The sequence below is a fragment of the Bifidobacterium sp. M0404 genome, from assembly GCF_016101415.1.
Classification (GTDB): domain Bacteria; phylum Actinomycetota; class Actinomycetes; order Actinomycetales; family Bifidobacteriaceae; genus Bombiscardovia; species Bombiscardovia polysaccharolytica.
The window spans coordinates 126,118-149,424 of sequence record NZ_JACFQP010000001.1 but is presented as its reverse complement, the minus strand read 5'-3'; the positions used below and the strand labels follow the sequence as shown (position 1 = coordinate 149,424).

At 60.9% G+C, this 23,307-nt stretch carries 19 protein-coding genes; 10 read left to right on the top strand and 9 right to left on the bottom strand.

Features of this window, described 5'->3' with window-relative positions; genetic code table 11:
- Positions 1-139: 139 nt before the first annotated feature.
- On the bottom strand, positions 140-1,045 hold the full coding sequence (locus tag H3T93_RS00640; protein WP_198214724.1) for a sensor histidine kinase: 906 nt from the start codon (positions 1,043-1,045) through the stop codon (positions 140-142).
- Between the two features lie 49 nt (positions 1,046-1,094).
- Positions 1,095-1,787, bottom strand: a complete 693-nt coding sequence (locus H3T93_RS00635; protein ID WP_144177443.1) for a response regulator transcription factor — start codon at positions 1,785-1,787, stop codon at positions 1,095-1,097.
- Positions 1,788-1,943: 156 nt separating this feature from the next.
- Between H3T93_RS00635 and H3T93_RS00630 the strand changes: the two genes are divergently transcribed.
- Both H3T93_RS00630 and H3T93_RS00625 read left to right on the top strand, forming a co-directional pair.
- The gene (locus H3T93_RS00630; protein ID WP_046323157.1) at positions 1,944-2,876 is read left to right on the top strand and encodes an ABC transporter ATP-binding protein; all 933 of its coding nucleotides are present in this window, start codon (positions 1,944-1,946) and stop codon (positions 2,874-2,876) included.
- Positions 2,873-3,649: an ABC transporter permease gene (locus tag H3T93_RS00625; RefSeq protein ID WP_144177445.1), complete on the top strand. Its 777-nt coding sequence runs from the start codon at positions 2,873-2,875 to the stop codon at positions 3,647-3,649. The genes H3T93_RS00630 and H3T93_RS00625 overlap by 4 nt, the downstream gene beginning before the upstream one ends.
- A 12-nt stretch (positions 3,650-3,661) precedes the next feature.
- On the opposite strand, the gene H3T93_RS00620 is transcribed toward H3T93_RS00625, so the two are convergent.
- The 5 genes from H3T93_RS00620 to H3T93_RS00600 form a co-directional block, all read right to left on the bottom strand.
- On the bottom strand, positions 3,662-4,834 hold the full coding sequence (locus tag H3T93_RS00620; RefSeq protein WP_144177447.1) for a glycosyltransferase: 1,173 nt from the start codon (positions 4,832-4,834) through the stop codon (positions 3,662-3,664).
- 90 nt (positions 4,835-4,924) lie between these two features.
- Positions 4,925-5,788, bottom strand: a complete 864-nt coding sequence (locus H3T93_RS00615; protein WP_144177449.1) for a MetQ/NlpA family ABC transporter substrate-binding protein — start codon at positions 5,786-5,788, stop codon at positions 4,925-4,927.
- 33 nt (positions 5,789-5,821) lie between these two features.
- Positions 5,822-6,703: a MetQ/NlpA family ABC transporter substrate-binding protein gene (locus tag H3T93_RS00610; protein WP_144177450.1), complete on the bottom strand. Its 882-nt coding sequence runs from the start codon at positions 6,701-6,703 to the stop codon at positions 5,822-5,824.
- Positions 6,704-6,728: 25 nt separating this feature from the next.
- Positions 6,729-7,409, bottom strand: coding sequence for a methionine ABC transporter permease (locus tag H3T93_RS00605; RefSeq protein WP_045935580.1), 681 nt, complete (start codon positions 7,407-7,409; stop codon positions 6,729-6,731).
- Complete coding sequence (locus H3T93_RS00600; protein WP_198214723.1) at positions 7,406-8,458, bottom strand: methionine ABC transporter ATP-binding protein; 1,053 nt, start codon at positions 8,456-8,458, stop codon at positions 7,406-7,408. Before H3T93_RS00600 ends, H3T93_RS00605 begins: the two co-directional genes overlap by 4 nt.
- Before the next feature lie 135 nt (positions 8,459-8,593).
- Between H3T93_RS00600 and purT the strand changes: the two genes are divergently transcribed.
- From purT to purD, 6 genes are all read left to right on the top strand, one after another.
- Entirely contained in the window at positions 8,594-9,901 is a 1,308-nt protein-coding gene (gene purT, locus H3T93_RS00595; RefSeq protein WP_144177451.1) for a formate-dependent phosphoribosylglycinamide formyltransferase, read from the top strand.
- Positions 9,902-9,978: 77 nt separating this feature from the next.
- A complete protein-coding gene (gene purC, locus H3T93_RS00590) occupies positions 9,979-10,731 on the top strand; it encodes a phosphoribosylaminoimidazolesuccinocarboxamide synthase (protein ID WP_144177452.1) in 753 nt (250 codons plus the stop codon).
- Between the two features lie 79 nt (positions 10,732-10,810).
- Positions 10,811-14,590 carry a phosphoribosylformylglycinamidine synthase gene (locus H3T93_RS00585; RefSeq protein WP_144177624.1) on the top strand — a complete coding sequence of 1,260 codons (3,780 nt, stop codon included), beginning with the start codon at positions 10,811-10,813 and terminating at the stop codon, positions 14,588-14,590.
- Between the two features lie 17 nt (positions 14,591-14,607).
- On the top strand, positions 14,608-16,113 hold the full coding sequence (gene purF, locus H3T93_RS00580; RefSeq protein ID WP_144177453.1) for an amidophosphoribosyltransferase: 1,506 nt from the start codon (positions 14,608-14,610) through the stop codon (positions 16,111-16,113).
- A 45-nt stretch (positions 16,114-16,158) separates the two neighbouring features.
- The gene (gene purM / locus H3T93_RS00575; RefSeq protein WP_144177454.1) at positions 16,159-17,208 is read left to right on the top strand and encodes a phosphoribosylformylglycinamidine cyclo-ligase; all 1,050 of its coding nucleotides are present in this window, start codon (positions 16,159-16,161) and stop codon (positions 17,206-17,208) included.
- An 18-nt stretch (positions 17,209-17,226) separates the two neighbouring features.
- Positions 17,227-18,498 carry a phosphoribosylamine--glycine ligase gene (purD, locus tag H3T93_RS00570; RefSeq protein WP_144177455.1) on the top strand — a complete coding sequence of 424 codons (1,272 nt, stop codon included), beginning with the start codon at positions 17,227-17,229 and terminating at the stop codon, positions 18,496-18,498.
- Here the strand turns inward: purD and H3T93_RS00565 are convergent.
- Both H3T93_RS00565 and H3T93_RS00560 read right to left on the bottom strand, forming a co-directional pair.
- A complete protein-coding gene (locus tag H3T93_RS00565) occupies positions 18,495-20,654 on the bottom strand; it encodes an alkaline phosphatase family protein (protein WP_144177456.1) in 2,160 nt (719 codons plus the stop codon). The two genes, purD and H3T93_RS00565, sit on opposite strands and share 4 nt — an antisense overlap.
- A gap of 126 nt (positions 20,655-20,780) precedes the next feature.
- Complete coding sequence (locus H3T93_RS00560) at positions 20,781-21,557, bottom strand: metal ABC transporter solute-binding protein, Zn/Mn family (protein ID WP_186363904.1); 777 nt, start codon at positions 21,555-21,557, stop codon at positions 20,781-20,783.
- Here H3T93_RS00560 and H3T93_RS00555 point away from each other — a divergent pair.
- Both H3T93_RS00555 and H3T93_RS00550 read left to right on the top strand, forming a co-directional pair.
- Entirely contained in the window at positions 21,547-21,768 is a 222-nt protein-coding gene (locus H3T93_RS00555) for a hypothetical protein (protein WP_186363905.1), read from the top strand. The genes H3T93_RS00560 and H3T93_RS00555 overlap by 11 nt on opposite strands.
- Before the next feature lie 152 nt (positions 21,769-21,920).
- Complete coding sequence (locus H3T93_RS00550) at positions 21,921-23,285, top strand: alpha/beta hydrolase (protein ID WP_144177458.1); 1,365 nt, start codon at positions 21,921-21,923, stop codon at positions 23,283-23,285.
- Positions 23,286-23,307: the final 22 nt, after the last annotated feature.

Below are 23,307 nucleotides of genomic sequence, written 5' to 3'. Positions count from 1 at the left end.
GCACAATCAGATTTAAGTACTGTCGGATTCATGTGCTGACCCCATCCTCCGCCTACATGCGCTGTGGCCTGTCATGGTTTTGCCATGAAGGCCGTGACAAGCCACAGCGTCTCACCAAGCTGCCTCGAACCTTGGTTATTTACAGCTCCTTCGATTGCGGAGCATCACTCAGCAGCAAGTGGACCAAGAAAATACCGTTGGTGGATTCCAGCCGCATGGAGCCGCCCAGTGAATCCACCAAGGAGTCAACAATACTGAGACCCAGGCCTGTGCTTCTGATCTTGGTCCGTGATTGGTCATCGGTCTGGAACCGTTCCATGAGCCTGTCCACATCGACTGCTTCGCCCGTAGTTTTGTTGCCGAAGTCCAAATGAGTTCGTCCATCTTCACTCTTGTGCAGGTCCACCCAGGCTGATTCCTCCGCATACTTGAGCCAGTTGCCAATCAGGTTCTGAATTATTCGACTCATCATGATCTGATCCGTCGTAATTTCCACACCAGTTTGAATTCTGGGCTCTACCGTGACGGACCGCGCGGTCAAAGAATCGAAGGCATTGAAGAGCTCCTGCTGAACCAATGCCGATAGGTTCACCCTGGTCAGATCCAGGCTCACGCTCTTCTCCTGTATCAGATTGAAATCCATCAGGTAATGCAGATAGTGATCCACCGATTGCAGGTTGTTGAGGATCTTACCCAATTGCTCCTGATCAGCCGATCCCTCCTTGAGCAGCTGGGCGTATCCCCTGGCCACGGTCAGCGGGGTCTTGATGTCATGGGTTAGGTTGGTCAGCATCTGCCGGACTTGCTTGTTCTGCTCAGCCTGGGTGATCTGCAGCCGCCTGGTCTTGTTCAGAACGGCATTGATCCTATCCGCCAGAGTGCGGATGAGCCCGATATTGGACCCAGTGGTTACCAAGGCGTTAGTGTCGGCATGGTTGATGAAGTCCAGATCGTCACTGATCCGTTTGAGGTCGACAATCAGCATTATCAGGCCAATCGCCAGGGCGAGGGCGACAAGACCCAAAACAAGTGCGGCCACCTTCACGGATTCACCTCCGACGACCCTTATTCATCGTTCTTTCTTCCATCCGAATTCAGACCAGGCGAACGCCGATGCCCCAGACCGACACGATGTAGCGCTGACTGCCGGCGTATCTGTTCAGACTGGTCCGCAAGGTGCTCAGGTGCACATTGAGAGTATTCTCGGCATTGATGTATGGCTGGTTCCAAACCTGCCTGTAGAGGTCCTCCTTCTCGAAGACCCGATGTGGATGGTCCATCAGAAGCTCAAGGATGGCGAATTCCTTGCGTGCCAGTTCGACCCTGTGCCCATCAACGCTGACCGTGTGCTCCATCCGGTCCAGCTCGATCCCCTGAAAACAAATCTTGGCGTCGGATTCACCTGCTGCATCCGCATCGGCTTTCAGTGCCCCGGATTGGCGCAGCTGGACCTGGACACGAGCGCGGAGCTCGTCAATGTCGAAAGGCTTGGTCACATAATCATTGGCGCCCTGCTCCAGGAGGCTGACGGTTCTGGTCTTATCCTGAATGGCCGTGAGGATGATGACCGGCACCGACGACATATGCCGAATGGCCTTGAGGACGCTGTCCCCGGTAACTACAGGGAGCATCAGATCCAGAAGGATCAGGTCGAGTTCCTCCTGCTGAAAGCGGGCCAAGGCCTGGGCGCCCGTCGTCGCCTGGATAATCCTGTAGGTCTCGCCCAGCACATCCTTGAGCAGGGACTGGATGTCCTCCTGATCCTCCACGACCAGAATCGTCGGCATACTGTCTTCCTTTCGCAGGCACTCTCATGTTACTGAAGCCACCTAACGAGGCCGGTCTCGCCCAAGCGGATTTATGCAATTCTTAATGATTTCTTAGCCATGCAATTAAGAAAGGCACTTTAGATTCTCTGATAGCGACATAGAGAAAGGAACCCCATGGACGATACCATTCTAGATATTAGCCATGCCAGCAAACGGTTCGGACGCTTTCAGGCACTGGACGATGTCAGCCTTTCCATAAACAAGGGCGAGGTCTACGGGCTGATTGGTGAGAACGGCGCCGGCAAAACCACTCTTATGCGTCTGATCACCGGGCTCTCCCCCATCCAGGAGGGAACCATAAGGCTGATGGGGCACACAATTGGCAAGGACAGCCGGATACTAAGCAGAATAGGCTCGATCATTGAGGCTCCGGCCGCCTTTAAAAAACTCACCGTCAGCCAGAACATGGAACTGACAGCCATCCAGCACGGGCTGACCGACGACAAGGCCATCGCTCAGACCATCGACTTCGTCGGCCTGAGCGAAAAGGCCAAGACTCGTGCCGGTCACCTCTCTCTGGGCCAGCGTCAGCGCCTGGGGTTGGCCATGGCCATCCTCACCCGACCCGATTTCCTGATTCTGGACGAACCCATCAACGGCCTGGACCCGGGAGGAATCATGGAATTCAGAACACTCCTGGACAGGCTCAACAAGGAGCGCCGGACGACCATCCTCATCTCCAGTCACATTCTGAGCGAACTCTACCTGGTCTCCTCCCGGTTCGGGTTCATCAGCCACGGTCGCCTGATCAAGGAAGTAAACAAGGATGAACTGGACCGGATCAATCAAAATGGACTGTTGATAGACGTGGACCAGAGCTCCAGGGCCGCCATGATCCTAGATCGCCGGGGAATCGGCCCCTTCCAAGTCCTTGACGACCATCAGATTCTGATCAGGCAGGAGAACCTGGAGCCGGGCCCCATCAACAGACTTCTGGTTCAGGAAGGCATCCTGGTCAATCAAATCAGCCAGCAGAAGGGATCGTTGGAGGAATATTTCACAGATCTGCTCAACAAGGATTCTCAAGAGTCGAGGAAACAACAATGATTAACCAGATCAGGGCCGACTTTTACAGACAGCGGAGATCCATCGGCATGCTGATTCTGCTCATTGCCACTATGGCACTCGGCATAGTGACCACATGGGGCAAGAGCACTATGGGAATCACCACCGGAGGCGAAGAATACGCTCATAAACTGTCGGAAATCGGAGGGCAAAGCTGGACCATTAGGACAGGCCTGCAAGCAGGTGTCGCCTCCGCCTCGTCTCTAATCTACTTTTACATCGCGGTCTTCGTCATCGTCATTGGTGCGGAATACAGCCAGCACACTCTGAAGAACACGCTGACATCGGGCATCTCGCGCATACAGTTCATCCTCGGCAAGTATGTGACCATCCTGACTGACATCATCCTCCTAACCCTGTGCTACTTCATCACCATCCTGATCACCGGACTGGCCCTAGGAAGGAAACCGGGTGTAGGCTGGGGCATCCTATGCAAGGATGTGGCCATCATGACCCTATCGGTCAGCTTCTGCATCTCCGTCATCATCAGCCTAGGCATTATTCTCTTGATCCTTACCAAATCCCTGGTCATCCCAGCGGTGGTGATCGTGATATGGCCCATGCTGATCGGCCTTGTGGAGTATGCCTTTAAATTGAACTGGCTGAAATACTTCGACTTCGTCGGGTTCGGCGAACAGATCATCCTTAACACTCTGAAGGCTGATCAGGCCTGGATCTATGCCGGAGTATCCGCAGGCGTGGTCCTGGTGGCCATCTTCGGATCGGCTCTGATCATATCCAAGCAGGAGATCTAAGCCAGGTCAGGCCTATACCCGGCCCGGCTCCTGATCGCTGACGGCCTGCACGGCCATATGGGCAAAGGCCTTGACGGAGGCATCCAGTGAGTAATGTTCCTTGGTATGTTCGGCATAGCGACTGGACCAGACTGCAAGGGCATCAGGATGGTCTACCCACCAGTCGATTTGCGAAGCTAGCGCCTGAGCCTTACCGACCGGGAAGAGCGAATGCTGCGTCAAGGCGAAATGACCGGCGGCGCTCAGGCTGGATCGGGCGATAACCGGGACTGCGCCGCAGGCCATCCCCTCCAGGACGCTGACCGATTCCAGATCCGCTATTGATGGGTGAACCAGCAGGTCGGCCTGCCTGAGCAGATCGGGCATGGTCGCGTTCTGATGGAATCCAATAAAGACCTGCATGCCGTCCAGCTGCCGGGCGGCTTCTGCCTTCAGTCGGTGCTCCATGGGTCCTGTACCAGCTATAGTCAGACGGATCCTGCGTCTGTTCCTGCACAGAGCCAAGGCACGGATCAAAGTCAGATGGTCCTTTTCCCGGGCTAGCCTGCCAGAGGCCACAACCTGGATCAGCCGACCGGATCGCTGCCGTTCGTATCGGTCCCGCTCATATCGGTCACCAGGGTTGAACCTGGGCTGGTACCCGTTGGATATGACGTGCAGGCAGGCCTTGTACCCATGCGAGCGCAGCAGGTCGGCCGTCAGCTGGGTGGGAACGTGGATGTGCCTGACATGGTCGTAGAGCCAGAACCGAAACAGCCTGTAAATGGCCGCATCCACCCCGGGCAGGTAGCGCAATGGGCCAGAGGAATAGGTGATGTTCTCAGGCTGAATGTGAAAGCCGGCGGTCACCGGTATGCCCATGGATCTAGCTTGGGACAGGGCGGCGCGACCGAAGGCGAAAGGTTCGTAAATATGAACCAGATCAACACCGGCAAAGGCTCTTCGGAAGAGATCCGGATCAGCACGAGCGAAGCTCATCTGCTGCCTGGCCGCCACTGCGGAGACCAAAGGAATGCGATGCACCCGTGCCGGATAGTCGGCCGACCCCACCCCCACCAGACGGACCCGGTGCCCCAGCGCCTCCAGACCTTGGGCGTATTGGATGGCGGAATTGGATGTCCCGTTGCCCCTGTTGCCAAAAGAGTCCAGGACCAGGGCCAGCGTCAGGCGATCATGATCCTTCATCAGCGTTCCCTCCGCTGTTCATCATTAGCAGCCTTGGGCCGGACCAAGACAGGGCGACGACCCGATTGCACCCACTAATCGCAGTCACTATTAGTAGGAGAAGGCCGGGACGGCTGCCCCACGGTAGTAGCGGTTGATGGCGTCAGCCACATATCGGCTGTGGTAGGCGGAGACCAGAGCCTTGTATGCAGGGTCGTTTTTGTCGGCCTGCCTGGCCACGATGATGTTGACATAGGGGTGATTGGCTGGCGATTTGAGATCGCCGGGCACCTGGTAAATGGCATCCTGGATCTTCATGCCGGCATCCAGGATGAAATTGGTGTTGGTGATGCCGGCCGCATAGTCGGGCAGGACCTTGACGATTCCCGGTGGGTCGACCTGGTCCAGGACCAGCCCACGCGGGTTGTCGACGATGTCTTCAGGAACCGGCGTGGTGGCCTTGGGGTCTCGCAGCCCGATCAGCCCGGCGCTGGCAAGCACTTTCAGGGAGCGGCCCAGGTCGATGGGATCGCTGGGAATGGCCAGCCGCTCGCCATGCCCTATCTGGTCGACGCTCCGGTACTTCTTTGAGTAAAGGTTAAGCGGTGAAATGTAGGTGTCGCCGATGGCGGCAAACCGATACCCGTGCTGCTTGGACTCCTGCTCCAGAAAGGCGTAGTGCTGGAAGGCGTTCAGGTCGATCTCCCTATTGGCCAGCGCCTGATTGGCGTAACGCCCGTATTGGAAGGACCGAAGCTTGATTTTTATGCCTGCCCGGCGCTGGTCCAGTTCGTGCTGAACGGCCTTCCAGATTTCCTCATCGGCATCACCCACCAGGCCGATGCTGATCTCCCGCTGGCCACGTTCGGGCTGGTTGACCTTGACATAGGCCACGCCCATCAGGACGGCGACCACCAGGATGACGACCGAGACAGCCGCCAGCTCTCGCTTGGCCTTGGTTCTTCTGGTGCTCATATCCGTCCTCCTTCATTGCTGGAACCTATCGCATCAGGAAACCTTAAAGGCCGGCAGGCAGGCGCCCTTGTAGACACGGACGATGGTGTCGGCCACGGGCTTGGAATGGTAGGCGCGCACCACTGCGGCGTAGGTGGGGTTGTCCCGCTGATCCTTGGTGGTGACGATGATGTTGATATAGGGCTTGTTGGCCGGGTTCTGCAGATCGTAGGGAACCTCGTGGATGGCATCGTGCACGCTGCGACCTGCGTCGACCACGAAGTTGGCATTGGTGACCCCGCCCGCATAGTCAGGCAGCAGGTTGAGGATACCGGCCGGATCCACCTGCTCGATGCGCAGATGCTTGGGATTGTCCACCACATCTTCGGGCAGAGGGTTGGTGGCCTTGGGGTCGCGCAGACCGATCAGCTTGGCATCGGCCAGGACCTTCAAGGCCCGACCCATGTTGGTGGCGTTGTTGGGGATGGCCACCCGGTCGCCGTCCTGGAACTGCGAGGGCTTGGCATAGCGCTGCGAGTAGAGGTTCATGGGCGAGATGTAAGTATTACCAAGCACGGCCAGCTGGTAGTGGTTGGTTTTCACATCGTCCTCCAGGTAGGCGTAATGCTGGGCGGCGTTGAAGTCCACCTCGCGGTTGGCTGTGGCCTGGTTGACATAGATGGCGTCCTGGAAAGGCTTGAGTTCGATTCTGATGTGTTCGCCACGCCGATCCAGCTCCGCCTGGACAGCCTTCCAGATCTGATCGTCCGAACTGCCGATTACGCCGACCTTGACGACCTTGACATTGGCACCTACCTGGTTCAGACGGACATCGGTACCGACCACCAGCGCCAGCAGGAGGACGATGACCAGGCTGAGCGCCGCCAGCTGGATCTTGGCTCTGTTCTTTTTGCCGACGCGACTACGACCGACCACGATAATCTGACCTTTCCCCGGTTGCTCAGTGTTCGACGACCTCGGCCAGAAGCCGGCCGAACAGTTCGATCAGGGCGATGAAGATAACCAACACAATGATGGTGGCGATGGTCACGTCGTTCATGGACCGCTGGTAGCCCAGACGGATGGCAAAGTCACCTAGACCGCCGCCGCCCACGATGCCCACGGTGGCGGTCTCGCCCACCAGGCTGACGATGGTGATGGTGGTCACCCGGATGATTGAGGGGATGCCCTCACGCAGGTAGACGTGCCAGATAATCTGCCAGGTGGTCATGCCCATGGATTCCGCCGCCTCAACATACCCGGGGTCCAGACCAGCAAGGGCCGACTCGATCTGCCGGGAGAAGAAGGGAGTGATGCCTACAACCAGCGGGAAAATCGCCCCCTTGGGCCCGATGGCCGTACCCATGAGCATCCTGGTCACCGGCACCAGGGCCGCCGCCAGAATGATGAAGGGGATGGAGCGGAAGAGGTCGATCAGTTTGTCCAGGATGGTGAAGACCAGGCCGTTGTGGCGGATGCCGTCACGTCGGCTGATGATCAGCCCCACCCCGATGACCAGAGCAAACAGGAAGGAAATCACCCCGGAGACGCCGACCATGACCAGGGTCTGAACCATGCTGCTGAAGAACTCCGGCAGCCGGCTCATGACATTGGGGAACCAGGTGGTAAGCAGGGACGTCATGACTTGAGAACCTCGATTCCGATGTTGCGAGAGCGCAGGTATTCCATGGCCTGGCGGATGTTTTCAGGGTCGCCGCCCATCCTGACCACCAGTCCGCCCAGGGGCGCTCCCTCGACCACATCGATGTCGCCGAAGATGATGTTGACGTCCAGGTTATAGCGACGGCTGATGGTGGAGACCAGGGCCTCGGAGACCTCCTTGGAGACATAGGACATGCGCATGAGGATCTGCCCGGGTTCAAGGGCCACCAGAGGCGAATCGGCGGCCATCAGATCCTTGACCTTGTCCAGGTTGGAGGTGGTGGCAACGAAGGACTTGGTCAGCTGGGCCTTGGGGTCTGCAAAGACGTCGAAGACCCTGCCCTGCTCCACGATGACGCCCTGATCGATGACCGCCACCCGGTTGCAGATCTGCCTGATGACCGACATCTCGTGGGTGATCATGACCACAGTGATGCCCAGCTGGTCATGCAGATCACGCAGCAGTTGAAGAATGGAGCGTGTGGTGGTCGGGTCCAGTGCGCTGGTGGCCTCGTCGCTGAGCAGGATATCCGGCTCATTGGCCAGGGCTCGGGCGATGGCCACCCGCTGCTGCTGGCCGCCGGAGAGCTCGGCGGGATAATGGTCAGCCAGCTCGGTCAGTCCCACCAATTCCAGAAGCTCAGACACGCGGGCCCGTCGAGACGCACGGTCACGGCCACTCCCCCGCAGAGGGAGGCCAACATTGTCAGCCACCGTCCTGGAGGGCATCAGGTTGAAGTGCTGGAAGATCATGCCCGTACGACGCCTCAAGTCCCTGAGCTCGGCCAGAGACAGATCCTTGACCTCGCGGCCACGGACCTTGACACTGCCCGAGTCATAATCCTCCAGCCCGTTGATGCAACGGACCAGGGTGGACTTGCCCGCCCCGCTCAGTCCGATGATGCCAAAAATGTCCCCAGTCTCGACGGTCAGATCGATATCGGCCAGGGCCGTCTTGTCTTCGTCGTCGTCGCTGTGATAGGTCTTGGTCAGGTGCTCCATCCGCACCGCCGGTGTCCGCTCGCTCACGTTCCCGCCTTCCCTGGTCGACTGGATGACATGGTAATCGTCCCGGCGGCCTGTGGACAAGCAGGCCTCTATAGATGTCGTTTATAGGCATATATCGATGACCCCCCTCCTTGGTCGACGGGTCGGTGGCAGAATATGGGTATGAGCGCATCCGGTCAGCAGCGGATTATCAACACTATCAATCCTGGGGAGCGACCGTTCGGCTCTCCTCTGGGTCCAAGACCCACACGAGTCCTTCTCTTAGGGGCCGGCGAACTCGGCCGCGAAATTGCCATCAGCCTTATGCGGCTGGGGGCTTGGGTGGGTGCGGCGGACTCATATCCCGGCGCACCGGCCACCCAGGTGGCTCATGCCGGCTATCAAGTGAAGATGAGCGATCCGCAGGCCCTGGAGGACCTGATCGACAAGGTCCAGCCCGATTTGATCGTGCCTGAAGTGGAGGCCATTGCCACAGACCGCCTGGTCGGTGCCGCGGCCCGGGGCATCCAGGTGGTGCCTGCCGCCCCCCTGGCGGCCATGTGCATGGACCGCCGGGCTCTGCGCGTCTTCGCCCACGAGCAGGTGGGCCTGCCTACTACCCCCTACCGATTCGCCGACTCCCCCGAAGAACTGGCCAGCGCGGCGGACCAGGTGGGCTACCCATGCATGGTCAAACCCCTGATGAGCTCCTCCGGCCACGGACAGACCCTGGTACGGAGTCAGGAGGGCTTGCCGCAAGCCTGGAATTCGGCATTGACCCAGGGCCGGGCAGCCACCAAACATCAGGGCAAAGCCGAGGTCATCGTGGAGGCTCTGGCCCCCCTGGCCCATGAGCTGACCGTTTTGACCGTGGCTTCCTCTGCCGGCGTTGCCACCTGCACGCCCATAGGCCAACGGCAGGAGGACGGGGACTACCGGCTCTCCTGGCAACCGGCGGAGCTCAATCCCGAGATCTTGCAGCAGGCCCGGAACATGGCCACCCGGCTGGTTGAGGCCATGACCTCCCTGGCCCGCCAGAGTGGCGAGACCGGATGGGGTATTTACGGAGTGGAAATCTTTGTTCTGCGCGACGGTTCGCTGCTCTTCAACGAGGTAGCGCCGCGCCCCCACGACACCGGCATGGTGACCATGATCTCCCAGCGGCTGACCGAGTTCGACCTTCACGCCCGGGCCATCCTGGGCGTTCCCGTCCATCAGGAGGATCTGGCCCTGAGCCTGCCGGAAGGCACATGCGCGGTCAGCCGTCCCATCCTGGTCAAGGGCCAGGGACCGGTCAGCTTCCAAGGTTTGCCGCAGGCCCTGGATCACCCAGGCACTGATCTGCGCATCTTCTCCAAGCCGGAAGTACATGGTCAGCGTCGCATGGGCGTAGTCCTGGCCCTGGGTCCTGACCTGCAGACCGCCACCGAACATGCCGAAGCCGTGGTCAAAGATCTGAAACCCCGGGTGGGCGCGGGGATGTAACCCGGGCTTGCTATGGTGGTCGTGTCCCAAGCAGTGCAGAAGTTTCCAATTCGCAACAAACTCGAGGAAGGCGAACAGTGGAAAAGTTGGGAATGCGCTATCAAGGCAAAGCCAAGAAACTGTACGAGACGGATGATCCAGACATACTCTGGGTTGAGTACACTGACCAGGCCACCGCGGGGAACGGGGCCAAGAAGGCCAATATCGAAGGCAAGGCCAGACTGAACAACAGGATCACCACGGTGATATTCTCCCTGCTGGCCCGCCGGGGCATCCCCAGCCACTTCGTACGCAGCATCTCGGACACCGAACAGCTCAACCGTCGGCTGGACATGTTCCCCCTGGAGATTGTCATGCGCAACCGGTCCGCTGGCTCCTTCGCCCAACGGTACGGGGTTGCGGAAGGCACCGCCTTGAAGCAGCCGGTGCTGGAATTCTTCTACAAGTCCGATCCTCTGGATGATCCGTTTATCAACCGGGACGACATTCTGGCCCTAGGACTGGCCACTGAGCAGGATCTGGACATCATCGCCGCTAAGACCCGGGAGATCAACGGGGCGCTGACCGGCATCTTCCGCGCCATCAACGTGGAGCTGGTGGACTTCAAGATCGAAATGGGCAAGACCAGTTCGGGCATCATCCTTCTCGGCGACGAGATCACCCCTGACACCTGCCGGCTCTGGGCTATCGGCAACAATGATGACGGCCAGGTCACCCACTTGGACAAGGACCTCTTCCGCAGGGACCTGGGCAGCATCATTCCGGCTTATCAAACCATTCTGGATGGGCTTACCGAATTGGAGGAGCGCGAAAGCCAATCGAACAGCTGAATCGGTCGACCCGGAAGCGAGCATATCGCCTCCGGGTTTTTCATTGGTCCCCAAACAGTCCATCGCGAAAGGATCCATTGTGCTCTTCCGTGTCTATACCGAGAAAAAGCGGGGCTTTGACCAGGCCGCCGACAGGCTTGCCGAACAGCTTCGCACCCTGCCGGGCGTGCAAGGGCTGACCGGCCTGCGCATAATCAACCGTTACGATCTGGAGGGAATCGACGAAGACCTCTTCAAACGTTGTCTGCCCACGGTCTTCGCCCAGCCCCAGACCGACCTGGTGGCCACCCGACTGGAGCAGGCCCTGCGCATGAAAGGTGACGAGGACCTGCCGCCACTGGACTCCCCCATGCTTTTCGCCGTGGCCCCCCTGCCTGGTCAGTTCGACCAGCGAGCCGATTCCGCAGCCCAATGTGTTCAGCTGGTCGGCCAGGGCGCCCGCCCCCTGGTTGCCACGGCCACCGTCTACCTGCTAGAAGGCGATTTGGATGCCGAGCAGATCAAAGCCGTCCGCAATTACCTGGTCAATCCAGTCGACTCACGGGTGGTAGGGCTGGAGCAGCCCAAGACCCTGGCCATGCCTGACGAGGATCCTGATTCAGTGCCCGTGTTGGACGGATTTCGCGATTTGGCCGATCCTGAACTCGAAGCGCTGATCGACAAGCTGGATCTGGCCATGGATCTGCCGGATGTCCGCTTCTGCCAGGACCACTACCGTCAGGAAAAGCGAGACCCCACACTGACCGAGCTCAAAGTGATCGACACCTACTGGTCCGACCACTGCCGGCACACCACCTTCAATACCAAGCTGGAGCGAATTAAGGCAGACAATCCCCGAGCCCGCGCCACGCTGGAACGTTACCGGGCAATCCGTGAAGAGCTGGGCCGCCAGGACCGACCGGAATGCCTGATGGACATGGCCACCATCGGAGCCAAGTACTTGCAGAAGCGAGGCATCCTGAATGACGTGGACCAGTCCGAAGAGGTCAACGCCTGCACTATCCGGACCAAGGTCGACGTGGACGGCCAGGATCAGGACTGGCTCTTTCTCTTCAAAAACGAAACGCATAATCACCCCACCGAGATCGAGCCTTTCGGCGGTGCCGCCACCTGCATCGGCGGAGCCATCCGCGATCCTCTTTCCGGAAGAGGTTACGTCTACCAGGCCATGAGGGTCAGCGGGGCAGCGGATCCCCGCCAGCCCCTGGATCAGACCCTGCCGGGCAAGCTACCCCAGAGCCGGATAGTCCGTCAGGCGGCCGATGGCTACTCCTCTTATGGCAATCAGATCGGGCTGGCCACCGGACAGGTTCGGGAGATCTACCACCCCGGCTATGCAGCCAAGCGGATGGAGGTAGGCGCAGTGGTGGCAGCCACCCCGGCCGACCATGTGATCCGCCGTCGGCCTGCACCCGGCGATCTGATCATCCTGGTGGGCGGAAGAACCGGCCGCGATGGAATCGGCGGTGCCACCGGAGCATCCAAGTCCCAGAACGAAGAGAGCCTGGAACGTTGCGGGGCCGAGGTGCAGAAGGGCGATGCCCCTGAGGAGCGCAAGCTTCAGCGCCTCTTCCGCCGCCCGGAGGCAGCCAGGCTGATTGAACGCTGCAACGACTTCGGAGCCGGCGGCGTCGCCGTGGCCGTAGGCGAGCTTGCCGACGGACTGAACGTGGACCTGGACCGGGTGCCGCTCAAGTACAAGGGGTTGGATGGAACCGAAATCGCCATCTCCGAGAGCCAGGAGCGCATGGCCGTGGCCCTGGCCGCCGAAGACGCGCCCGCCTTCATCGACTACGCCCAGCAGGAGGACCTCGAGGCAACCGTCATCGCCGAGGTCACCGAAGAACCCCGACTGCGGATGACTTGGCGATCAGAGACCATCGTGGACATCCCCCGATCCTTCCTGGCTTCCAACGGCGCCCCTCACGAGGCCGATGCCCAGGTGGCGGTTCCAGCTCCCTACCATGCCCCATTTGAGGTCCAGGGCAGCCTGGACGCGCGCATGAAGGCCCTGCTTGCAGACATCAACGTCTGCTCCCAGCAGGGTCTGGCCGAGCAGTTCGACTCCACCATCGGCGCAGGCACTGTCCTCATGCCCTTCGGCGGAGCCCGACAGCTGACTCCGGCCCAGGCCATGGTGGCCAAGCTGCCGGTGGATGGACACACCACCACCGCCTCGGCCATGGCCTGGGGATTCAACCCCTGGATCAGCAGCAAGGATCCCTACACCGGGGCCTACCTCGCCGTGGTCGAGAGCCTGGCCAAGCTGGTGGCCAGCGGCTTCAGCCGTTCCCGGGCTCACCTGAGCCTGCAGGAGTACTACCCTAAGCCCGGCAATGACCCCCGGCGCTGGGGTCTGCCGGTGGCCGGCGTCCTGGGAGCCCTCCAGGCCCAGCTGGATCTTTCCGTGGGTGCCATAGGCGGCAAGGACTCCATGTCCGGCAGCTTCGAGGACCTGGACGTGCCTCCCACCCTGATCAGCTTTGCCGTGGCCCTGGGGCGAGCCAAGGATGCGGTCTCTCCCGAGTTCAAGGCCCCGAACCGGCAGGTCTACCTTTTGACGCCCGAATATCAGGAGGACGGATTGCTGCCCGATCCGGAGAGCCTGAGGGCCGTCATGGACCAAGTGGAGGCGCTGATCAGCCAGGGCCTGGTGGATGCTGCAGCCACTCCGGGCTACGGATGCATCGCCCAGTCATTGATGGAGATGTGCCTGGGCAACAGAATCGGGCTGAATCTGGCATCAAACACTGCCATATCTGCGCTCTTCCGTCCTGCCTATGGGAGCTTCATCTTGGAGACCTCAGGCCCAGAGCCCCTGTTCATTCAGGATTCCGGTCTGCATTTGCAGCTGCTGGGGCGCACACGGGAGGATTACCACCTGCGCTGTGGCAGTGAGGATCTGGACCTGGCTGAGCTTGAGGAAATCCGTGCCAGGGGTCTGGAATCCATCTTCCCATACCGAGGCCAAGGCGACCCGGTGCCGACCATCGGCCGCACCGACCGTGAGCATAGCAGGCCAGTAACGCGTAGAACCAAAGGGACTGCCAAGACCGCCCGACCCAAGGTGGTTATGCCCGTCTTCCCCGGCACCAACTGCGAGTACGACTCTGCACAGGCCTTCCGGGACGCTGGGGCCCAGGTGGAGACTGTGGTCATCCGCAACCTGAACGCCGAGGATGTAACCGAAAGTTCCCGCCGCCTGGCCCGGGCCATCCGCAGCAGCCAGATACTGATGCTGCCCGGAGGCTTCTCCGGTGGCGATGAGCCCGACGGTTCGGCCAAACTGGTGGCATCCTTCCTGCGTTCGAACCAGGTCGCCGATGCCCTCCAAGAGCTTCTGCAGGACCGGGACGGGCTGGTTCTGGGCGTCTGCAACGGCTTCCAGGCGCTGATCAAGCTGGGTCTGGTCCCTTATGGCAAAATCGTCACTGGGTCGCCCGAGGATCCCACCCTGACCGCCAACACCATCGGCCGCCATCAGAGCCGTCTGGTCCATACTCGGATCAGCTCCACACGCTCCCCTTGGCTGAGCGCCTGCCGGGTGGGCGACATCCACACCATGCCCATCAGCCACGGCGAAGGGCGGTTCGTGGCCGAGCCTGGCCTCCTGCGTACCCTGATTGACCGAGGACAGGTGGCCGCCCAGTATGTAGACGCACAGGGCCACCCCTCCATGGATCCGCTGGTCAACCCCAATGGATCCGACATGGCCGTCGAAGCCATCACCAGCCCGGACGGCCGGGTGCTGGGCAAGATGGGCCACACGGAACGCAGCGGTCCCGACCTGTATCTCAACGTGCCCGGAAAACGTCCGCAGCCGCTCTTCCAGTCTGGAGTGGACTACTTTGCCGCATAGGGGAAAGGACATAGACCATGTCGTTGGAGCTTGAAGGCATCCACGAGGAGTGCGGGATCTTCGGGGTCTGGGGCCACCCCGATGCCGCCCGGCTGACCTACTTCGGCCTGCATGCCCTGCAGCACCGCGGCCAGGAGGGTGCCGGCATCGTTTCCAACGACCAGGGGCATCTGATCGGACGGCGGGGCCTGGGTCTGCTGACTCAGGTCTTCCCGGACGAGTCCAGCCTGACGCCGCTGACCGGAGACCGGGCCATCGGCCATGTCCGCTACGCCACGACCGGCTCAGGGTCCATCGAGAACATCCAGCCCTTCGTCTTCCGCTTTCATGACGGGGACATAGCCTTGGCGCACAACGGCAACCTGACCAACTGCGACAGCCTCAAGGCGGAGTTGGAGGACCAAGGGGCCATCTTCCACTCCAACTCCGACACCGAGGTGCTCATGCACCTAATCCGGCGCAGTCCTGAAAAGGACTTCATGGCAGCGCTCAAACAGGCCCTGCGCCAGGTCCATGGCGGCTTCGCCTACCTGCTCATGACCGAGGATGCCATGATCGGAGCCATGGATCCCAACGGGTTCCGTCCTCTCTCGTTGGGCCAGCTGCCAGGAGGAGCCTACGTCCTGGCTTCGGAAACCTGCGCACTGGATTTGGTCGGCGCCACGCTGGTGCGTGACATCGGCCCCGGCGAAATCGTCCGGGTGGACGACTCGGGTTACAGCATCGAGCGCTATACCGATCAGACCTGCCTGTCCATCTGCTCCATGGAATTCATCTACTTCGCCAGGCCCGACTCCAATATTTATGGAGTCAACGTCCACTCGGCCCGCAAGCGGATGGGTGCGAGGCTGGCCCGCGAGGCTCCGGTGGACGCCGATATGGTCATCGGGGTGCCCAACTCCTCCCTGTCCGCAGCCTCAGGTTATGCCGAGGCGGCCGGACTGCCCAACGAGATGGGGCTGATCAAAAACCAGTATGTGGCACGCACCTTCATCCAGCCCAGCCAGGCCATGCGCGAACAGGGTGTCAGGATGAAACTGGCCGCTGTGCGCGGCGTCGTATCCGGCAAGCGGGTGGTGGTCATCGACGATTCCATAGTTCGGGGCACCACCTCGCGCAGAATCGTCCGTCTGCTCCGGGAGGCCGGGGCGAGCGAGGTGCACATGCGCATCGCCTCCCCGCCCCTGCGGTATCCCTGCTACTACGGCATCGACATCCAACGGACCTCCGAACTAATCGCCGCCAAGAAGTCCGTGGAGCAGATCAGGGAAGCCATCGGGGCCGACTCCCTGGCCTATCTGAATCTGGACGGTCTGGTGGATTCCATCGGTCTGGGACGTGACGCACCCTACCAGGGCCTTTGCGTAGCCTACTTCAACGGTGATTATCCCACGCGACTTGACGACTATGAGCAGGGTTTCCTGGCCTCGTTGACCCCAGAGGACCGGGCCCGTCTGGAGGCCTCCAAGGGATCCTACGGGCTTGACATGCCTGCAGGGTCGGGGCAGAAAACAGACCAATGAGCATTAGCGAAGAGCAGAACAGGCAGCGCAGAGAAAGGGGCATCCATGCCGAAGGCATATGAGCAGGCCGGGGTATCGGTGGAGGCCGGATATGAACTGATCGACAGAATCCGTTCCCACACGGCCAGAACCCATAGGCCGGGCGCCGGAGACATTGGCGGCTTCGGCGGCGACTTCGACCTGTCTGCGCTCAATTACCGCCATCCGGTTCTGGTTTCGGGCACTGACGGCGTGGGTACCAAGCTGATGGTGGCCCGGGAAGCCGGCCGCCATGACACCATCGGTCAGGACTGCGTGGCCATGTGCGTCAATGACATCATCGCCCAGGGGGCCGAACCGCTGATCTTCCTGGACTACATCGCCTGCGGACACAACGACCCGGCTCTGCTGGAGCAGGTGGTCAAGGGCGTGGCCGACGGCTGTGTCCAGGCCGGGGCCGCCCTAGTAGGCGGGGAGACCGCAGAGATGCCTGACATGTACCAGCCTGATGAATACGACCTGGCCGGATTCACCGTGGGTGTGGTCGAACGGGAGTCCCTGGTGGACGGTTCGGCCATCAAAGAGGGCGACCAGCTGATCGGCCTGCCCTCCTCAGGAGTCCACTCCAACGGATTCTCCCTGATTCGCCAGGCCCTGCTGGACCAGGGGGGCATGAAGCTGGAGGATCGGCCCTACCAGCTTGGCGGACGGACCCTGGGAGAGGAACTGCTGACACCCACCCGCATCTATGTCAAGGCCCTGCGTCCACTCTTCGCCTCCGGCCTGCTCAGGGGCGCTGCACACATCACCGGAGGCGGCTTCGTGGAGAAGGTGCCCCGGATTCTGCCCGAAGGGCTGGCTGCCAGCTTCAACCTGAATGCCTGGAAGGTGCCGCCCATCTTTATGATGATCGAGGAGATGGGCAGGGTCGACCATCTGGAGATGTACAACATCTTCAACATGGGCATTGGAATGGTTCTGGTCGTTTCCCCTGACCAGCTGGACCAGGCACGCGCAGTCCTGGATGGGGAGCAGGAGTCCTACACCCTGATCGGACGGGTGACGCGTGCTCAAAACGGCCAGCAGGTCATCCTTAACGAAGACGGTCGTCAGTAATAACGAGAGGAGCCCATCATGGCGGACAAGGTACTGGTCATCGGGTCGGGAGCCAGGGAGCACGTCATCGCCACCACCCTGCTGGCTGGGCCAGGAGTGGATCGGGTCTGGTGTGCCCCGGGCAACCCGGGCATGGAGCCGGACGGCATCAGCCTGCTGCAAGAGGATTCCTCGCAGCCTGAAAAACTGATCGCTGCAATACGCGAGCTGGGAATCGACTGGGTCTTCGTCGGACCCGAGGCTCCTCTGACGGCTGGATTGGTCGACGAACTGCAGGCTGCCGGCATCCCCGCCTTTGGACCCACCAAGGCTGCGGCCCGCATCGAGGGATCCAAGGGCTTTGCCAAGGACTTGATGCGCAGGCATGGGATCCCCACCGCCGACTATGCGGTCTTCCATGACCTGGAAACAGCCAAGGCCTATGTGCGCTCGCACGGCGCACCGGTGGTTATCAAGGCCGACGGGCTGGCAGCCGGCAAAGGCGTAACGGTGGCCGCCGACCTTGACCAGGCCATGAAGGCCCTGGATGCCATCTTCATCGATCATAAGTTCGGACAGGCCGGAGCCCAGGTGGTCATCGAGGATCAGCTGGTGGGCCAGGAGTGCTCGCTCATGTGCTTCGTCCGGGGTGAGCAGTTCTGGCCCATGCCACTATCGCAGGACCACAAGCCCGCCTATGACGGGGATCGGGGCCCCAACACCGGCGGCATGGGAGCCTACTCCCCTCTGCCCCAGTTCGGACCGGAACTGACTCAAAAGGCTTTGGATGCCATCGTCGCCCCCACCGTCCGTGCCCTGGCCCAGGAAGGCAGTCCTTTCACCGGGGTTCTCTACACGGGATTGATGGTCACCGACCAGGGCCCTCAGGTCATTGAATTCAACGCACGATTGGGAGACCCGGAAACAGAGGTAGTCCTGCCTGCCCTGACCAGCGATTTGGGCACGGCCATCCGCACCCTGATGGAGGGCGGAGAGCCTCAATTCACCTGGGACAGCTCCCACAGCCGCCTGGGTGTGGTCCTGGCAGCCCAGGGCTATCCCAGCAATCCCAAGACAGGGGTGCCCGTGCCCTTGATTGCTCCGGAGCCTGACCTCAGAGCCTACTATGCCGGAGTGTCCGGCTCGGCTTCAACTGGTCTGACATCCTCTTCGGGAAGGACCGCCCTGGTTGTGGCCCAAGGCGACGATCTGGCCCAGGCAGCCCGCCGAGTCTATGACCGGCTGGATGGATTGTCGATGCCCGGCCTCTTCTATCGGCACGACATCGGCCACCGCGGCCTGGAAGCCTAGTTGGCCGAACTGGTCGAGCTCTCGCTGTCCTTATCCTGGTTTTGCTCCTTCTGGCGAGCTTGCTCTTTTGTCCGTTCCCTGACCTTCTGCCGGGCGGCATCCGAACGGCGGGTGGGCGTGGCGGTGAAGCCGGTTCCCTGCAGGTAGTGCTTGCCTGCCATGATGTCGTACTGGATCAGCTTGTAGTCATTCAGGAGCTGTCGGGTGGCCCGGTCGAAGTCACGGGCGTTCATGGGCTGGCCCTGGGCATCCAGATAGTTGGTCTGCCCTGCAGGAATCCTGTTCCAGTCCTGGATCTGGTTGGCCACCGGAGGCTCGATGGCGCTGATCTTTTCGTGCAGCTCGGTCAGAAAAGCCGTGAAGGGCGAGACCTTGGCACCCATGTGCTCGGCCGCCTGGGCCTGGAAGAAGTTGGGCGATGAATAGGCGCTGTTGCTGACCTGTGCTCCCGAGGAATCCGAGGCCTTATTGGACCAGATGAAGTAGTCGGTCAGATGCAGGGCCAGGGAGTTGTGCTCGTCCCAGCTGGCCGTGCCATAGATGCCGGGCAAATGATCCCCGTAGAAGACCACAGTGACCGGCTTGCTCTGGGAGTCCAGGCTGTTTAGGAAATCTGCGGTGGCCTGATCGGTCAGACTGACCCCCTTGGCGTAGGTGCGGATGGATTGCATCTCATCGTCGCCTAGAGGCCTGTTGGGGTCGGAGGAGTTGACCGAGAAGTTGTTATCGTCATACCAGTCGTTGTAGGGCATATGGTTCTGCATGGTGATGACCTCGACGAACTGGTTGCCCTTGTCGTCACCCATCTGCTCCAGAGCGGAATCATAGGCAGAGCGATCCCCCACATACTGGCTGCGGTCTATGCGGTCCTGGTGGGCTATCTGGTCAGGGCCAGTCAGCGAGTAGAAGTGCGAGAAGCCGAACTTCTTGTAGTTTTCGGCCCTGGAATACATGGAGGACTCATAGGGGTGGAACGCCAATGACCTGGATGGCGACCCCCAGGCCTGATTGACCGTGGGTATCCAGTTCAGGTGAGGAATGACCTGCTGATAGGGGGATGTCAGCGAGGGATCGAAGTTGGCCATGGACAGGCCGGTCATGGCCTGGAATTCCAGATTGGCCGTGCCGCCGCCGTAGCCGGAGGAGAGCATGAGTCCGCTGGTGGTGCCCTCCTTGATGGATCTGATATGGGGCATGGGGTCCTGGTTGAGTGCGACACCCGGCACCCGCGTGGGATCCGAGAACGACTCGGAGAGGATGTAGACCAGGCTCGACTCATTCATATAGAACTTGCGGTCACGGTTGATGCGGTCCGCCGAAAGCTGGTAGCGGTGGGCCAGGGACTGCATGGTGGCACGGCTGTATCCTGCGGGCTGGTCCATGACCTTGGGGCGCAGCTGCCGTGAGAAGGACACGAAGACCCCGTTACGCTGGGCGTCATAGACCGAGTCCCACATGGAGGGTATGTCGCCCATGAACTGCGAGAAGCGATAGGCGGGGCTGCCATAGGTCCCCACAGTGGACATGAACAGTGCCACCACCAGGATCGGGACCAGGACCCCCACCGTGCGCAGTCCCGCGCCCAGGGGCTTGTTGCCAGTGGCCACCGGACGGCCGCAACGGGCATCCATCCGTGTCACCAACCAGCAGAGCACTCCGAGAATGACCAGGGCCAGGACTCCCAACCCGATCATAAGCAGGGACCGCGCCGGCAGGAAGGTGAGCAGGTTGGCCGCATCGGCATGGAGGAAATCCAAATCCGAGGGCAGAACGGCCTCATACCGTGCACGCACCTTGAAACGTTCGATGACTGCAATGACCGCGCAGATGGCCAGGATCAGCCCTGATGCCGCCCAGAATCGATTGGTCAGATAGGCCAGAGCCAGGTAGACCAGGCCCACAGCCAGCATGTTGAGCACCAGGACGAACCGACGCTGGGTCCACATGGCCGAGATGAAGCCCCAGAAGCCGATCAGCGGGTTGGAAAGCTCTACCCGGGAGCTGTTCAGGGAGACCCCCCACTGCAGAATGCCCACTGACAGGAAGTCGATCAGGATGAAGGCGAGCAGGTAGATCCACCCACGCACCCGAAGACGTCCGGTCATGTTCTGCACCCAGGATGTCCACCGGCCGGGCTGACGCTTACGATCCTTCACCGCTTACTCCTGACTTTGGCGACTGGGCCCCAAGGGCCTTTACCGATACCTGTGCCATTGTTCCCATCAAGGACGACAAGCCCCGTGAGAACACCCTTTAGCGAACATGAAGAGGAAGTGGACCCGTCAGGCCTTGGCGCCCGGCACCTGCTGGACCAGGGCGCTGATCCAATCCTCCAGGTTCCGGTACTTATCGGGGCGCTGCTCGCTGACTTCGAACACCGGCACATGGGCTTTACGGGCCTCAATGGCCAGATCCTTGGATGTTCGGTTGACTTCCTGGGTGTTGAGCACCAACATGTCCAACTGGCTGGATGCCAGCAAATGGCGGAAGGCCACCAGGTCCTCCGGCGAGGGTTCGCTTTCGTTGGCGGCCGCCCGCAGGTACCCTTCGGGGGTCAGATCCTCCATGCCCAGATCATGGCAAAGATAGTAGGCAGCTGATTCCGTGGCCGCATAGTGCCGGCCCTGGGTCTGCTTGCGCGCTTTGGCAATCAGATCGTCCAGCCGGGCCTGTCGACCCTGCCAGTCCTGGTAGGCCTTGTCAAAGTCGGTCCCGCGACCTGGGCGCAGCTGCCGGTAGGCCTCATGCACAGCCTTGGCAGCCGCTCTCCTGCTCTGGGAGGAAAACCAAAGATGGGGATTGTCTCCGGCCTTGTGCCCTGATGCCTTGGATATGTCCACCAGCCGGGCCTGCCCGGTTTCAGCGGCCTTGGCTGCCCAGTCGTCAATGCCGGCCCCGTTGACTATGACCAGATCGGCGCGGCTGATCCGGGCGATGTCTGCCGTTGTCGGCTCATAGTCATGGGCATCAGTGGAGGTGTTGCTCAGAATAGTATCCACCCGAGCCTGGTCCCCTCCCAGGTCCACGGCCAGGGACTGCCACTGATTGATGCTGGTCACCACTTGCAGAGTACTGGACTTTGTAGCTGACGAGGATGATTCGCTCTTCCCGCAGCCAGTCAGACATGTCAGTAGGGTCAATCCGACCAGCAGGCCTGCGGCCAAGGTTCGAGTCCGACGGAAGCGTGTACTGCTGGAGTGCATGGATGGGGATTCCTTCCTGGCGGCGGCGCTATATGGGCCTGTTGCCGTACCTGCTGAACGTTACTGAGATTGATTATCAATAAATCTACCATAGACGAACCCGTGACCGGGATCCGGGGATTCGGGCCTGTCAAGAATGAATGCCTGCCTAAATAGTCTCCGTGAGCCCGAACATTCCCTATACTGAACTGCGGATGTATTTTCCTTGGAAGGAATGGCATGGGTGCATGGCTGGCAAAGGTCCATCTGACCCAGGGGTGGCTGCCTGCGTCACTGTTTGCATTGACGGCCTTGGCCCTGATCGTGCTGACGCTGACCGGACTGACACACGGACGCTGGCGGACCCTGCTGCGGCAGGCGGCCATTGCCCTGGGCATAGGAGCCTTGGGACTGTTGGCCACCTGGCTGGTCTCCGATGTCTTCATGCTCTTCGGTGTCTCCCTGGGTTGGATGGTTATCATCAGCGTGGCCTTGGGCTTTCTTGCCGTGGGGTTCGCCGTCTGCATCCTGATCACCGCTCGGGGGTGGCGCCGGATCCTGGCCGCACTGACCGTCCTGCTTTGTCTGCTTTCCACCGGTCTTCGCGTGGATATCATCTACGGCGAATTCACCACCTTGGGGTCCCTGTTCAGCGTCTCCCTCTACCCTGATTACCGAGACCACAAGGCAGCCAGACCGGCCATGAGCGTGGCCCAGTGGCGATCCCTGGCATCTAAGGGCGAACTGCCCTCGTATCCGAGTGCCGGCCGCTCCTATAGCATGCTCATCCCCAACGGGCGCTCCCGGTTCGCGGCCCGGCCAGCTGATGTCTACCTGCCGCCCGCCGCCTTGAGTGACAGACCGCCTGCACTGCCTGTATTCGTTCTTCTGGCCGGCCAGCCCGGCAGTCCCGACCGGCTCTTCACCGCTGGAGCCATTCCGGCCATGATGGATGCCTACGCCGCCCGGCACGAGGGCCTGGCACCAGTGGTGGTCTCCCCCGACCAGAACGGGTCCTCCTCCCACAACAGCCTGTGCGTGGACTCCCCGGTCTACGGGAAGGCAGAAACCTACCTAAGCAAGGACGTGCCTGCCTGGATCCGCACAGAGCTGCCCGTCGCCGACCAGCCCCAACAATGGGCCATAGGCGGATTCTCCCAGGGCGGGACCTGCTCTACCCAGCTTGGGGCACGGCATCCCGACATCTACGGGAACATGCTCCCGGCCGACGGAGAGCTAGAACCGACCCAGGGTCGGCAAGAGCAGATGATCCGCGACTACTTCGGCGGCGACAAAAGACGCTTTCTGGCCCAGGTCCCAGCCAGGGCCATGCTGGAGCGGGCACCCTCCCGCCAGCGCCTGTTCACCGCAGCCGGATCCAACGATAAGGAGTCCCAGCACAATATGATGGTCATTGCCAAGGCCGCCACCCAGGCAGGCATGAAGGTGCAGGCCGTCGTCACCCAGGGGTCGGGCCATGACTGGCACACAGTCAAAACCGCCTGGGAACCCGGGCTGGAGTGGATGGGCGAAGCCATGGGACTAGGGCCAATGTCCCGGCCGCTTGCAGATTTTCCGAACATTATCGAAACCAGCCTCGACTGAACCGCCGACAGGCCAAAGCGTT